General features: G+C 68.0%; 8 protein-coding genes. All 8 read left to right on the top strand.

The annotated features are described in order from the left end of the window. Positions 1 to 20 precede the first annotated feature (20 nt). The 8 genes from O3305_RS10445 (at position 21) to O3305_RS10410 (ending at position 14553) form a co-directional block, all read left to right on the top strand. Positions 21 to 2714 (top strand): TonB-dependent receptor domain-containing protein, encoded by a 2694-nt coding sequence (locus tag O3305_RS10445; RefSeq protein ID WP_269576337.1) that lies wholly within the window; start codon positions 21 to 23, stop codon positions 2712 to 2714. 79 nt (positions 2715 to 2793) lie between these two features. Then, on the top strand, positions 2794 to 6027 hold the full coding sequence (locus O3305_RS10440) for an alpha-L-rhamnosidase (RefSeq protein ID WP_269576336.1): 3234 nt from the start codon (positions 2794 to 2796) through the stop codon (positions 6025 to 6027). Continuing rightward, positions 6024 to 7508 (top strand): carboxylesterase/lipase family protein, encoded by a 1485-nt coding sequence (locus O3305_RS10435; RefSeq protein ID WP_269576335.1) that lies wholly within the window; start codon positions 6024 to 6026, stop codon positions 7506 to 7508. The genes O3305_RS10440 and O3305_RS10435 overlap by 4 nt, the downstream gene beginning before the upstream one ends. Beyond that, positions 7505 to 8392, top strand: coding sequence for an alpha/beta hydrolase (locus tag O3305_RS10430; protein WP_269576334.1), 888 nt, complete (start codon positions 7505 to 7507; stop codon positions 8390 to 8392). Before O3305_RS10435 ends, O3305_RS10430 begins: the two co-directional genes overlap by 4 nt. Next, entirely contained in the window at positions 8389 to 9987 is a 1599-nt protein-coding gene (locus tag O3305_RS10425; RefSeq protein WP_269576333.1) for a tannase/feruloyl esterase family alpha/beta hydrolase, read from the top strand. The genes O3305_RS10430 and O3305_RS10425 overlap by 4 nt, the downstream gene beginning before the upstream one ends. After that, the gene (locus tag O3305_RS10420) at positions 9984 to 11699 is read left to right on the top strand and encodes an AMP-binding protein (RefSeq protein WP_269576332.1); all 1716 of its coding nucleotides are present in this window, start codon (positions 9984 to 9986) and stop codon (positions 11697 to 11699) included. Before O3305_RS10425 ends, O3305_RS10420 begins: the two co-directional genes overlap by 4 nt. Further along, complete coding sequence (locus O3305_RS10415) at positions 11696 to 12001, top strand: hypothetical protein (RefSeq protein WP_269576331.1); 306 nt, start codon at positions 11696 to 11698, stop codon at positions 11999 to 12001. Before O3305_RS10420 ends, O3305_RS10415 begins: the two co-directional genes overlap by 4 nt. Further along, entirely contained in the window at positions 12001 to 14553 is a 2553-nt protein-coding gene (locus tag O3305_RS10410; RefSeq protein WP_269576330.1) for a glycoside hydrolase family 3 C-terminal domain-containing protein, read from the top strand. Before O3305_RS10415 ends, O3305_RS10410 begins: the two co-directional genes overlap by 1 nt. Positions 14554 to 14685: the final 132 nt, after the last annotated feature.

The raw sequence follows: 14685 nt of genomic DNA, 5'->3' as shown, positions 1-14685 counted from the left end.
CGGCCATCGGGGAGGATGGGATGAACGGACAAGTTGCGGGCCGCGGTGCCGCGGGATTTCATTTGCTGCGCCTCGGCGTGTCGGCGGCGGTGATCGCCTGGATACTGGGCGGGGGCAGCGTCGCATATGCGCAGGACAGCGCGCCTCCAGCGGAGCCTGTCGCACAGGTCGGCAAGTCGCCGCAGGACGCCGCGGCGGACGGCAGCGGGGGTGGCGACATCGTGGTCACCGGAACGCTGATCCGCGGTGTTGCTCCGGTCGGGACCAATGTCATCGGCGTTGATCGTGAGGCGGTGGTGGCGACGGGCGCCGTCTCGACCAACGATCTGCTCGCGCAGATTCCGCAGGTGGGCAATTTCGGGACAGTACCGATCGGCACCGGCAGCTATGCCCTGCCGATCGTACGCCCCAACATCCGGAATCTCGGCGCGTCGGGAGGATCGACCACGCTGGTGCTGATGAACGGCCACCGCCTGGTGGGCGCGGGCGTGCTCCAGACGTCGGTGGATCCCTCGATCATCCCGCCCGATGTGATCGAGCGGGTCGAGATCATTCCCGACGGCGGCTCGTCGATCTATGGATCGGACGCGATCGGGGGCGTGATCAATTTCATCACGCGCAAGCGCTACAACGGCATCGGCATCAATGCGCGCTACGGAATAGCGGACGACTATAAGTCGTTCGACGGCAGCGTGATCGCGGGCAGGGACTGGGGATCTGGATCGATCTTCGTCTCCTATGCCTATGCCTGGCACAACAATATTCTTGGCATCGACCGCGACTATGTGACGGCGGACAATCGCGCGGGTGGCGGCAATGACAACCGCGGCACGGCCTGCACGCCCGCCAATGTCCTGATCGGCGGCATTCCCTATGCGCTGCCGGGCAAGGTGCCGGGCACGATCAACCGCTGCGACCAGACCGATTATGCCGACATCGTCCCGCGCGAGAAGCGGCACAGCGTGTTCGCCGGGCTGACGCAGGAATTGAGCGATGTGGTCCATTTCTCGCTGACCGGCTACTGGTCGCAGCGCGATACCGTGACGCGCAGCGCGCAATCGACGCAGAGCGATACGATCACGATCCTCAACCCCTATTTCTCGCGGATCGGCACCGAACTCTCCCAGACCGTGGCGATGTCGTTCGATTCGGTGTTCGGGCCGAGCAACGTCAGCCCGGCGCGCTTCTCCTCCTATGGCATTACGCCTTCGATGGAGTTCGACCTCGGCGGGGGCTGGCAGCTGCGTACGCGCGCCAATCTGGGGCGTAGCGAGAATAAGACGACCGAGGATGCGATCAATGCGAGCGCGGTGACCGCGGCGCTGGGTGGGACGACCACGGCGACGGCGCTGAATCCCTATAATCTGTCCGCGACGTCGCCGAGCGTGCTCGCGAGGATCAACGACTTCGTCAACTACGGCCAGGCGACGCAGGAGCTCGCCGAAGGCCGGGCCGTGGTCGATGGCCCGTTGTTCGCTCTGGCGGGTGGCGAAGTTCGCCTCGCGGCAGGCGCCGAATATCACTATGAGAACATCCGGTCCTTCACCGGAAGCGGCCCCATAGCCGCGATCACGGGCGGCAGTTCCTTTGCCGAGCGCGACGTCAAGTCGGTGTTCGGCGAGCTGCTCGTGCCGCTCGTCGGCGAAGGCAATCGGTCGCCGGGACTCTACAGCCTCGAGATCTCCGGATCGGCACGCTATGACGATTATAGCGACGTGGGTGGGACGACCAATCCCAAGATCGGCATCACCTATCGTCCGGTCCGTTCGCTCACCCTGCGCGGCAACTACGGAACGTCGTTCCATGCGCCGAGCCTTGCCGATCTCGGCAATTCGGTCGACTCGCGCGTGCAGGTGATTCCGTTCAGCCCGTTCCGTGCGGCGAACAGCTCCCCGTTCGACATCCTGCGTCCTACGATCGCAATTGCGGGCGGTAACGCCAACCTGAAGCCCGAGAAAGCCGACACCTGGTCGCTGGGTTTCGACTTCAAGCCCGACTTCGCGCCCGGGCTGGTGCTGAGCGCGACCTATTTCAACGTCCGCTTCACCGATGCGATCGCAGTGCCACCGTTCACGTCGCCGGTGCTCTTCGCCGACCCTAATTATTCAAGCTTCTACATCCTCAACCCCACGCTCGCGCAGGCGACGGCCGCGGCCGGCAGCTTGCGTATCGACGGCGTGCCGAGCCTTGCCGCACTCTACGCGGCCAGTTCTCCCTATGTGCTGTTCCTGGCGACGCGCGCCAACCTGGGTGCGGTGCATACCGACGGGATCGACTTCAATCTCGCCTATGTCCACTCGACGTCGTTCGGTTCGCTGAACGCGAGTTTCGCGGGGACGTACACGCTCGGCCGCAGGCCCCAGACGATCAAGGGCGGCCCGTTCAGCGACGATCTGAAGAATGGCACCGGGCGCCTGGCCTTCACGGCGGGGCTGGGCGGCAAGGTCGGAGGATTTACCGGTCAGGCGACGCTCAACCATCGCAGCGGCTTCCCGCTGGGCGGCGTGCTTCCGCAGACGCGCGTCTCGGCGTTCGACACTGTAGACCTGTTCTTCTCCTATGACCTCGGCAATCTGATCAAGAACACATCGCTGACGCTGAATGTCGATAATGTGTTCGATCAGGATCCGCCGTTCCTGAACAGCGCGCCGGGTTACACCAATGGTGGCACGCTGGGGCGGCTGTTCGCCTTTGGCATCCGGACGAAGTTCTAGGGAGCGGAAGTTGTCGTCGATGCGCGTATCGAGTGGGGGACGTGAAGGCAGTGCGCGGTGGTGCCGCCGTCTCCTGCCGTTGCTGGCGGGACTGGTGCTCGCGATGCCGGCAACGGCGGGTCTCGGTCGCCAGGGCCCCGATCCGTGGAAGCTGAAAGTCGAATATACCGAGGCGCCGCTGGGGCTCGACTCACCGGCGCCACGGCTCGCCTGGCATTCGCCGGTGGCGCGCCAGACTGGCTATCGCATCCGGGTGGCAGCGTCTCCCGCCGCGTTGAAGACCGGCCCATATGTATGGGACAGCGGCAAGGTCGCTTCCGACGCCAATGTCCAGATCGCCTATGCCGGTCCGAGGCTCGAGGCGCGCCGGCGCTATTGGTGGCAGGTGCAGGCCTGGGACGGCAATGGCCGCGCAACGGAGTGGAGCACGCCCGGTTGGTGGGAGATGGGGCTGCTCGCCCCGGCGGACTGGAGTGCGCGCTGGATTTCCGGGCCCGATCGCCGCGACCATGACTGGCGCGACGTCACACTCGAAGCCGACCTGACGCTCACCGGCAGCGCCGTCGACGTGCTGTTCCGGGCGCTGCCGCACGGCAAGACCTTCGGTGATGCCTATGTCTGGACCTTGCGCGAGGGCAAGGACGGGGCCGAGCTGATCGAGAGCCTGCGTACCTATCCGGGCGGAACCAGCTCGGCCGCGAAGACCGTACAGCTGAAGCGCGTGCCGCTGGCGAAGCCGCTCAAGGGTGTGCGGCACCGGCTGCGCATTCAGGCGGCGGGTACGCGCATCGTCACCAGCCTGGACGGCGTGGTCGCCGATACGCTCGAAGATGCGACGCATAGCCACGGCACAATCGGGTTCAGCGCAAAGGAAGCGCGGGCCGCCGTGATCCACGCCGTCGCGGTATCGGGAAGCGACAGTCCCGCGATCTCGACCGATTTCGCACGCAACGACAATCCCTTCACCGGCGGCAGCGTCTCGTCGCAGGGGCTGGTGGTTGCAAGCGGCGTCCCGAACATCGATCTGGTGCTGCCGATCGAAGCGCCGGCGCCGCTGGTACGCCATGCGTTCCGGCTCACGCCCGGCAAGAAGGCCATTCGGGCCCGGCTCTATTATTCCGCGGGCGGGATGCCGCGGATCACGCTGAACGGGGCCGCGGTGGGTTCGCCGCTGGGGGCCGGTTTTACGGCCTATGATAAGCGTGTGCTGGCATACACCGCCGACGTCACCAGCCTCCTGCGTGCCGGGCAGAATGTGATCGGGGCCGAGCTGGGCCGCGGATGGTACGGGCTCAGCGATCCCAACGAATGGTATTTCCACGCGGCACCCTGGCATGCGGAGCCCGCGCTCAAGGTTCAGCTCGAGATCGATTATGCCGACGGCTCCCGCCAGACGGTCGCCAGCGGCCCGGGCTGGCAGACGCGCTCGGGGCCGACGCTGGGAGATTCGATCCACCGCGGCGAACGCTACGACGCACGGCTGTTGCCTGACGGCTGGGATCGCGCCGGCACCGGGCCGGGCTGGCAGGCCGCGCGCCTGGTCGCCGGACCCGCGGGCAAGCTGGTGGCCGCGAATTCCGAGCCGATCGCGCCGGTCGAGACGATCGCGCCGGTCACGGTCACGCAGCCGACGCCGGGCGTATGGGTTTATGACTTCGGGCGGATCGTCGCCGGCTGGCCGGTGCTCGAGGTGCGGGGCGCGCGGGGCGCAACCGTCTCGATGGTGGCGAGCGAGCGGCTCGGCGACGACGGGCAGGTGGTGCCTGCATCGGGGCTGATCGATGCCCAGCTGCAGACCGATCGTTATACGCTGGCAGGCAGGGGGCTTGAGCGTTGGGAGCCGAGTTTCGGCTATCGCGGCTTCCGGTACGTCCAGGTCGGGGGCTATCCGGGCACCCCGGGCGATGGCGCACTCCGTGCGCGCGTGGTGCATTCGAACGTCGCGCGGATCGGCAGCTTCGCCAGCGCCGACCCGTTGCTGGGCAAGATCGACGCCGCCGCCACCGCGACGATCCTCAACAATCTCCACGGTTTCCAGACCGACACGCCGACCTATGAGAAGAATGGCTGGACGGGCGACGCCCAGGCGTCGGCGGGAGCCGCGGCTCGCAGCCTCGACATCGCGCGCGTATGGACCAAATGGCTTGACGATTTCGGCGATGCCCAGTCGGACAAGGGCGAGATCCCCGAGATCGTGCCCGCCACGCCCTATTACGGCTATGAGGACACGCCGGGCTGGAACCTGATGTGGGGACCGACCACGCCCTGGGACGCAGCGGCGCTGATCCTCCCCTGGGAGCTCTACGTCACCGACGGCGACACGCGCATCCTGGCGCGCAGCCATGCGATGCAGCGGCGGCTGGTCGATTATACCGCGACCTTCATCCGGGCGCCTGATTTCTTCCGCGCCAAGGGGCTCAGCGAATGGCTGCCGCCGGGAAGCCTGGACTTCTTCAATTCGCGCGGCGGCGGCGTCGATGCGGTGACGACGGCCTATTTCTTCCATGAGGCCGACCTGCTCGCCAGGTCCTCTGCCGTGATCGGTGCCGAGGAGGATGCGGCCCGATATCGCGCGCTCGCCGACGCCATCCGGACGGCCTATAATGCCCGCTACTGGGATGCCGCGAACGGCTGGTACCGCACCATCGACGCCAAGGGCGTGGCGGGACCGCCGCTTCAGGTGCAGAATGTGCTCGCGCTAGCCTTCGGCATGGCGCCCGAGGGGCGTGCGCAGGGCGTCGCCGACACGATCGCGCGCGATGTCGAGAAACAGGGGCTGCGCACCGGTGTGTTCGGCACGCGTCACCTGCTCGATGTGCTGAGCGACCATGGCCATGCCGACCTTGCCTACAGGCTGGCGACGCGCACGGACGAGCCCGGCTGGGGTTGGTGGATCGTCAACGGCCACTCGACGATGTTCGAGAGCTGGAGCCTCGCCAGCCGCTCGCGCGACCATCATTATTTCGCGTCGATTGCCGATTGGATGCGCCAGCGGCTCGCGGGGCTGAGGCCGGGCGCGCCGGGCTACAAGACGGTGCTGGTGAAGCCTGCGATCCCCGCGGGGCTGGCGAGCGCCGAGGCAGTGATGGAGACCGTTCAGGGTCGCGCCGCGTCACGCTGGCGCGTGGAGGCGGGACGGCTGACGCTGACCGCCGAGGTCCCCGCCAATGCGCTTGGCGAGATCTGGGTGCCGCTCGGCTTCGGCGCGATCACGGCGCCAGCGGACGCCTCGCGGGTGCGCGATGAGGCCGGTTATGCGGTCTATCGCACCGGCGCCGGCAGCTTCGTATTTCAGACGGGAGGCAGGCGATGATCCGGATATTGGCCGCAGGCGCATTGCTGTTCGTTGCGATGCCCGCCGTGGCGCAGCAGGTGCGGACCGAGGCGGGGCCGGTGCGTGGCGTCAGCGCCGAGGGGATCATGGCGTTTCGGGGGATTCCCTATGCCGCGCCGCCGGTCGGCGACCTGCGCTGGCGTCCGCCCGCGCCGACCGTGCCTTGGACCGCGCCGCGCGACGCGAGCCGGGCCGGAAATGATTGCATGCAGAATGCGATGCCCGGCGTCACGACGAGCGGCCAGCCGACGAGCGAGGACTGCCTGTTCCTCAACGTCTGGACGCCGAACGCCGCTGCCGGGGAGAAGCTGCCGGTAATGGTGTGGATCCATGGCGGCGGCTTCGTCAGCGGATCGGGTTCGCTTGCCGAGACCGATGGCGTGCGGCTGGCGGCGCGCGGCGTCGTGGTGGTGAGCTTCAACTACAGGCTCGGCCGTTTCGGCTTCTTCGCACACCCTGCGCTCACCGCTGAGGGCAGCGGTGGCAATTACGGCCTCATGGACCAGATCGCCGCGCTGACATGGGTGAAGCGCAACATTACGGGCTTTGGCGGTGATCCCGCGAAAGTCACGGTCTTCGGCGAATCCGCGGGCGGAGAATCGGTGCTGCGGCTGATGGCGTCCCCGGCGGCTCGCGGGCTGTTCGCCCGGGCGATCAGCGCCTCGGGTGGCGGGCGCGATCATTGGCCCGTCCCGTCCGAGGCGGAGGCCAAGGGCAGCGCCTTTGCGGCCGCAGCCGGCGCTGGCGATGCTGCGAGCCTGCGTGCGTTGCCCGCGCCGGCGGTGCTTGGCGGCATCAACATGCTCAACAAGGAGGATGCGCGCTATTCGGGGCCGATCACCGATGGCGATATCGTGCCCCAAGACGCCGCGCGCGTCTTCGCGGCGGGGCGCGAGGCCAGGGTGCCGCTGATCATCGGCAACAATGACGACGAGCTGGGCTTTGTCCCCGTGGGATTGCTGCCGATGGTCAATGGTCCGGTGCTCGCGGCGTTGGGCAAGGGCGCCGATGCGGTCAAGGCGAGCTATGCCTCGCCTGAGAAGGCCACGCGCTATCTGGCCGGCGACGCGATGTTCACCGAGCCGGCTCTCGCGATGGCGCGTTGGCACGCGGCGACGGGCGCGCCGACCTGGCTCTATCGCTTCGGCTATGTCGCCGAGGCCAAGCGCAAGGAAGGCATCGGCGCGGGCCATGCGACCGACGTGATCTTCCAGTTCGACAATCTCGCGAACGGCGATGCGAAGCCGAGCGCCGTCGATGCGGCGGTGGCGGCGCGGATCGCGGACTATTGGGCCGGCTTCGCGGCTACCGGCGACCCTAACGGCAAGGGCCTGCCGCGCTGGGATCGCCTGAACGGCACCGCGCCGCGCCTGCTCGCGATCGGCGCATCCGCAGCGATGGCGGAGGCCGGCAGCCCGTCGCTCGCCGCGATCGCCGCCGCACGGGAGGCAGGGCAATGACGATGGCGAAGAAGTTGCGATGGGGCGCCATGCTTGCCCTGCTGACGATGGGCTGCGCTCCGCATGTGCTGCCGCAGGATCCGGGTGCCCGGCGCATCTGGTCTGCACCGCCGCCGCAGGCGCCATCCCGTCCCGAAGTGACCGAGACGCGTTTTCCGTTCGGCACGATCGTTCGCAATGTCAGCGATGCGACGCTCACCGTCTATCGCCCCGATCCGGCAATCGCGAACGGCACTGCCGTGATCGTCGCTCCGGGCGGCGGCTTCCACCTGCTTTCGATCGAGAACGAAGGCACCGCCGTGGCGAAGTGGCTCAATGGCATGGGCGTGACCGCCTTCGTGCTGCGCTACCGGTTGTTGCAGACCGGCGACGATTTCACCGGGCAGTTCATTCGGCGATTGACGCATCTGCCCGAGCTTGCCGACGCTGTCGCACCGCTGCGGCCGCTTGCGACGGCGGATGGCGAGCAGGCAGTGCGCTTCGTCCGCGCGCATGCCGGGCAATATGGCATCAAGCCGGATCGGATCGGGCTGATGGGCTTCTCCGCCGGCGGGGCGGTGACGGTATGGACGCTCGCTGCCGGCCACCGCGACAGCCGTCCCGACTTTGCCGCGGCGATCTACCCCGGACTGCTCCCCGATCCGATCGCGGTGCCGGCGCATGCGCCGCCGCTCTTCGTGCTCGTCGCCGACGATGACAAGCTCTCGCGGAACGACAGTGCCAGGCTGGACGCCGCCTGGCGCGCCGCGGGGGGCAGGTCGGAGCTCGTGACCTATCCCGATGGCGGCCATGGCTTCGGCATGGAGCGCAAGGGCAAGTCTGTCGATCAATGGACCGCGCGGATGCGCGACTGGCTCGAATCGCTGGGGATGCTGCGCAAATGAAGTCGATCCACCTGCTCTCCGCCGGCATGCTGGCGCTGGTCGTCACCGGTGCAGCCGAAGGCAGGAGACTGTCTCCGGCACCCGCTCGCTCGGGCGAGGGCTGCGCGGCGCTCGCCGGGCTGGCGCTGGGCAACGGTAGTGTCGTTTCCGCGACTCCCGTCGGCAAGGGGACGACGATCGATACCGAGCCCGGGAAGCCCGGGCTTCCCGCCGCGGCGCCCTTCTGCCGCGTGCAGGCGGTGCTCACGCCGGTTCCCGGTTCGTCGATCAAGGTGGAGGTGTGGCTGCCCGAGCTCGCGGCGTGGAACGGCAAGCTGCTCGGTGCGGGCAATGGCGGCTTTGGCGGCAGCCTGATGATCCCTTCGCTCACGATGCGCGGCGGCGTCGCACGCGGCTATGCCGCGGTCGGCACCGACATGGGGCATGTCGGCAGCGGCGACGTCGACGGAAAATGGGCCCTGAATGCTCCCGAGAAGATCCGCGATTTCGGCTGGCGCGCGAACCATCTGGGCGCCGAGGCGGCGAAGCGCGTGGTGGCGGCCTATTATCCCCGGCCGCTAGCGGCGAGCTATTTCCACGGTTGCTCCGATGGCGGCCGCGAAGCGCTGATGGAAGCGCAGCGCTTCCCGGAGGATTATGACGCGATCGTCGCCGGTGCGCCGGCGATACCCTGGACGCGGATGACCAGCGCGTTCGCCGCCGACGCCCGCATCGCCTTCGCGCGGCCCGACGCGGTGATCCCCAACGCCAAGCTCACGCTGCTCCAGAACGCGGCGCTCGCGCAGTGCGACGCGAAGGACGGCGTGGCCGACGGGGTAATCGACGATCCGCGCACGTGCCGCTTCGATCCGGGTGTGCTCCTGTGCAAGGCCGGCGACGCGCCTAGCTGCCTCACCGCGCCGCAGGTTCAGACGGCGCGCGCGCTCTATCGCGGCGTGCGGACGGCGGACGGCAAGCCCTTCTATCCGGGGTATATGCCCGGTGCCGAGGCGGTGCCGGGCACCTGGGATCTGTGGCTTACCGGGCCGAACGCGCAGCACGGTCGTTTCTCGACCGACTTCATGCGCTACATGGTCCATTCGGATCCGTCCTGGGACCTGGCGCGCTTCGATCTGGCGCGCGATTATGCACTGGCGAAGCGGCTTCAGGGCGCGAACCTCGACGCCGATAATCCCGATCTTCGGAGTTTCTTCGGCCGGGGCGGCAAGCTGCTGATGTATCACGGCTGGCAGGACGCGGCGATCGCGCCTGAGAACACGATCGACTATTTCACGCGGGTGCAGCGGACAAACCGCGCGGCCCGCGATTCCGCGCGGCTCTTCATGATGCCGGGCGTGTCGCACTGCCTCGCCGGGCCAGGCCCCAATGTGTTCGACGCGCTCGGAACGATCGACGCCTGGCACCAGGGCGGCGCAGCCCCCGAGCGGATCATGGCGACCAAGTTCGACAACGACCTGTTCGGCTATCTCGGCTTCCCGGCGAAGCCGGTTCGCACCCGCCCGCTATGCGCCTATCCCAAGGTCGCGCGCTGGAGCGGCACGGGATCCACCGACGACGCGGCCAACTTCACCTGCACCGCGCCGGGCAAGCCATGACCGCGCACGCGCTCAGCCATGTCACGGGGGCGGATACGCCTCCGCTGCTCGACATCACCATCGGCGAGGCGCTGGTGCACGCCGCGGAGCGCTGGGGCGGTCGCGATGCGCTAGTGTCGGTCGCGCAGGGCGTTCGCTGGAGCTTCGCCGAGCTGCTTGCGCGCGCGGATTCGCTCGCGGCGGGGCTGCTCGCGCTGGGGCTCGAGCCGGGGGACCGGATCGGCATCTGGTCGCCCAATTGCGCCGAATGGGCGCTCACGCAGTTCGCCGCGGCGCGTGCGGGGCTTATCCTCGTGACGATCAACCCTGCCTATCAGCTTTCCGAAGCCGAATTCACGATCAACCTCGTCGGCCTCAAGGCGCTGGTGGCGGCCGAGCGCTTCAAGACCAGCGCCTATCTCGAGATGATCGAGGCGCTGGCACCGGAGCTCGCGGAGAGCGAGCCGGGCCGGCTGGTCGCGGCGCGGCTGCCGACGCTGCGGGCGGCGATCCGGATCGGCGGCGGTCCGCGCCCCGGCTGGCTGGCGTTCGACGAGATCGCGGCGATGCGCCCCGGTGCGCGGATCGAGCTCGATCGGCTGGCCGCCAGGCTCGATCCGGTCGATCCGATCAACATCCAGTTCACCAGCGGGACCACCGGCCTGCCCAAGGGCGCGACGCTCTCGCATCGCAACATCCTGAACAACGGCTATTTCGTCGGCCGCGGCATGGCGCTGGGCCCCGAAGACCGCATCTGCATCCCCGTGCCGCTCTACCATTGCTTCGGCATGGTTATGGGCAATCTGGCCAGCATCACGCACGGCGCGGCGATGGTCTATCCCGCGGCGGCGTTCGATCCGGGCGCAGTGCTCGCAGCCGTCGAAGCCGAACGCTGCACTGCGCTGTACGGCGTGCCGACGATGTTCATCGCGGTGCTGGCGCATCCCGAATTCGCCCGCTTCGACCTCACTTCGCTGCGGACTGGATGCATGGCGGGCGCGGTGTGCCCTGAGCCGCTGATGCGCGACGTGATCGCGCGGCTGCACATGCGCGACGTGACGATCGGCTATGGGATGACTGAGACGAGCCCGGTGAGCTTCCAGACCGGGCTGGGTGACAGCCTCGATCGGCGCGTGGATTCGATCGGGCGCGTGCTGCCGCATCTCGAATGCAAGGTGATCGATGGCGACGGCGCGACGCTTACCGCCGGCCGTCCCGGCGAATTGTGCACACGCGGTTATTCGGTGATGCTCGGTTACTGGAACGATCGCGAGCGCACCGCCGATGCGATCGATGCGGACGGCTGGATGCACAGCGGCGATCTCGCGACCATCGATGCCGAGGGCTATGGCCGGATCGTCGGCCGCATCAAGGATGTCGTGATCCGCGGTGGCGAGAACATCTATCCGCGCGAGATAGAGGATTTCCTGCTCAGCCACCCCGCGATCGAGGACGTCGCGGTGGTCGGTGTGCCGGATGCGCGAATGGGCGAGGAACTCTGCGCCTGGATCCGGTTGCGCCTCGGGGCAGCGGGCGACGAGGCGGCGGTCCGCGCCTTCTGCCAGGGACGCATCGCGCACTACAAGATTCCGCGCCACATCCGCTTCGTCGATGCCTTTCCGACGACGGTCACGGGCAAGATCCAGAAGTTTCTGATCCGCGAGGCGATGGTCGCCGAACTGGGTCTTGAAACGTCGCCGCCGGCTTCCGGCGAATCCCAGGAGATACGATGATGATTATGTTGCTGGCTCTCGCCGCGGCCGCGCTGCCGCAGACTGCGCCCCAGGCCGCGCCTGCTGCGAGCCCGGCGCCGGCCGCCGCGCCGAAATATTCCCTCGACACGCCGATCGAGACGCTCGCCGCCAACGAAGCGGCGAAGGCCGTTCTCAATGCCGATCTGCCCGGGCTGCTCGAGATTCCGCAATATGAGATGATCAAGGGCCTTAGCCTCACGCAGCTCCAGCCATATTCGGGCGGCAAGCTCACCGACGAGCTGCTCGCAAAGACCGCCGCCGATCTCGCGAAGATCCCCTGATGCGCGGCCTGAGTATCGCTTTTGTGATGACGCTGTCGGTTCCTTCCGCCGCCGGGCTCGCGCCCGCGTCGGCGCAGGACGCGGAAGCGCCGGTGTATCGCCGCCTATCCGCGCCGCTGGACGCGCGCGTCGACGATCTGATTGCGCGGATGACGCTCGACGAGAAGATCGCGCTGCTGGCCGGTGCTTCCTCGATGACGACGAACGGCGTGCCGCGCCTCGGCGTGCCCGGGATCAAGATGACCGACGGGCCGACCGGCGTGCGGTCGCCCGAGGGCAAGCCCGCGACCGTGTTCCCGGTCGGTGCCGCGATCGCCGCGACCTGGAATCCAGCGCTTGCCGCGCACGTCGGCGGCGCGATCGCCGAGGAGGCCCGTGCCGACGGTGCTTCGGTGCTGCTCGCCCCGACGGTCAACATCGTGCGCACGCCGCGCTGGGGCCGCAATTTCGAGACCTATTCCGAGGACCCCTATCTCACGGCACAGATCGCGCTCGGCTATGTCGGCGGCGTCCAGCGCGAAGGTATCGGGGTGTCGCTCAAGCATTTCGTCGCGAACAACCAGGAGACCAATCGCTTCTTCGTCGATGCGCGGGTTTCGGAGCGCGCGCTGCGCGAGCTCTATTTCCCGGCCTTCGAAGCGGTGGTGAAGCAGGCCGATCCCTGGTCGGTGATGGCGTCATACAACAAGGTCAACGGCACCTATGTGTCGCAGAACCGCCTGCTGCTCACTGACGTACTCAAGAAGGACTGGGGCTTCCCCGGCGCGGTCGTATCCGATTGGGGCGCTACGCATTCGACGGCGCCGGCCGCCAATGCCGGGCTCGATCTCGAAATGCCGGGCCCGCCCGCGCAGTTCGGCGCGAAGCTGCGCAAGGCAGTCGATGCGGGCGAAGTGAAGCTTGCGCAGATCGACGACAACGCCCGGCGCGTGCTGCGGATGATCCTGCGCAGCGGCGTGCTGGATCGCGCACCCTCGGCGCCGGCTCCGGCCCGCAATCATGCCGATGTCGCGCGCGCTGCTGCGGAGGAAGCGATCGTCCTGCTCAAGAACCAGGCCGTGTTGCCGCTCGGCTCCGACATCCGCACGCTTGCGGTGATCGGTCCCAATGCCGCTTCCGCGCGGATGCAGGGTGGCGGGAGCTCCGAAGTCGTGCCGTTCGACGCCATCGCGTCGCCGCTCGCGGCGCTGCGCGCGGCCTATCCGGGCGTACGGATTACTTATGCCCAAGGCGTCGACAATGAGGAAACGCCTCCCGCGGCCGATGCTGCGCTGTTCAGCCCCGATGCCGGCCATGCCGATTCCGGGCTGCAGGCCAGCTATTTCGCTGCAGCCGACTTCGCCGGAGAGCCGGTGCGCAGCGCCCGCGAGACCCGCTTCATCAAGCGGATCAGCGGCAATGTCGCGAGCGCCAGCGTCATCGGCTACGCCGCGCTCCGCTGGGAGGGCTGGCTGTGGCCGCGCCGCAGCGGACGCCACGAGCTCAGCATCCGCGGCACGGGCTCCGCGACGCTAATTCTCGACGGCAAGACTATCCTCGACAAGAGCGTGAAGGGCGTGCCGGACGCGCGCGACGTGATCGGCTTCCCGGTGCTCCGCCGCACCGTTGCGCTCGATCTGGAGGCCGGGCGCGGCTATCGCATCCGCCTCGACTATGCGACCGGCCAGACGCCCTATGAGGCGCTCGCCTTCGGGCTCCGCGAGCCTTCGCCTTCGCTCGACGAAGCCGTGGCCGCAGCGCGCGCCGCCGACGCCGCGATCGTGCTAGTCGGTTCCTCCTCGACGACCGAGGGCGAAGGCTATGACCGCCCGACGCTTGCGCTCCCGGGCGAGCAGGACAAGCTGGTCGCCGCCGTCGCCGCGGCGAACCCGCGCACGGTAGTGGTGGTCAACAGCGGCGCCGCCGTGACGATGCCGTGGCGCGACCAGGTGCCCGCGATCCTCCAGCTCTGGTTCCCCGGCCAGGAAGGCGCGCAGGCGCTGGCCGCTATCCTTGCCGGCCGGGTCAATCCCTCGGGCAAGCTTCCGGTGAGCTTTCCCGCTTCGGATGCCGACGACCGCGCCGATCTCTCCAAGATCAGCAGCGACTATTCCGAAGACCTGCTCGTCGGATACCGCAAATTCGACACGGCGGGCACCGCGCCGCTGTTCGCGTTCGGGCACGGACTTTCCTATTCGCGCTTCGGCTATTCGGCGCTCAAGGCACCGCGTCGGCTAAGGGGCGGTGCGCCGCTCAAGGTCCAGCTCACGCTACGCAATCAGGCCGGCCCCGGAGGCAAGGAAGTCGTCCAGCTCTATGTTGCGCCCGCCGAGCGGGGCGAGGGCGAGCCGGTTCGGCAATTGCGTGCCTTCGCGAAAGTCGCGCTCGCGCCGGGCGAGAGCCGCAGGGTCTCGCTGACGATAGATCCGCGCGCCTTCGCGACATGGGACGAAGCCGAGCACCGCTGGCGGGTGCGCCCGGGTGCCTATTCTCTCCAGGTCGGTGGCGGTTCCGACGACATCCGGCTGCGCGGCGAGGTGATGGTTGCGGGCGGGGACGCGTTCGTGCCCTGAAGCGCGATGGCTCCAGGGCACGAACGCTTCGACCAGGCGAAGGCGGAGACATCGGCCACACTCGGGATTGTGGATGCCAGTGTTTCCAACGCACCGGGTAGGAAACACTGGCCGCCGCGGGATCACTCTCTC

The organism is Sphingomonas sp. NIBR02145 (assembly GCF_027359115.1).
Taxonomy (GTDB): Bacteria; Pseudomonadota; Alphaproteobacteria; order Sphingomonadales; family Sphingomonadaceae; genus Sphingomonas; species Sphingomonas kyeonggiensis_A.
This window is presented reverse-complemented; position numbering and strand designations above follow the sequence as displayed.

Excerpts from the sequence above, each read along its gene's own strand:
- O3305_RS10410 (WP_269576330.1), top strand. The coding sequence starts at position 12,001 with ATGCGCGGCCTGAGTATCGCTTTTGTGATGACGCTGTCGGTTCCTTCC.
- O3305_RS10430 (WP_269576334.1), top strand. The coding sequence starts at position 7,505 with ATGACGATGGCGAAGAAGTTGCGATGGGGCGCCATGCTTGCCCTGCTG.
- O3305_RS10415 (WP_269576331.1), top strand. The coding sequence starts at position 11,696 with ATGATGATTATGTTGCTGGCTCTCGCCGCGGCCGCGCTGCCGCAGACT.
- O3305_RS10420 (WP_269576332.1), top strand. The coding sequence starts at position 9,984 with ATGACCGCGCACGCGCTCAGCCATGTCACGGGGGCGGATACGCCTCCG.
- O3305_RS10425 (WP_269576333.1), top strand. The coding sequence starts at position 8,389 with ATGAAGTCGATCCACCTGCTCTCCGCCGGCATGCTGGCGCTGGTCGTC.
- O3305_RS10445 (WP_269576337.1), top strand. The coding sequence starts at position 21 with ATGAACGGACAAGTTGCGGGCCGCGGTGCCGCGGGATTTCATTTGCTG.
- O3305_RS10435 (WP_269576335.1), top strand. The coding sequence starts at position 6,024 with ATGATCCGGATATTGGCCGCAGGCGCATTGCTGTTCGTTGCGATGCCC.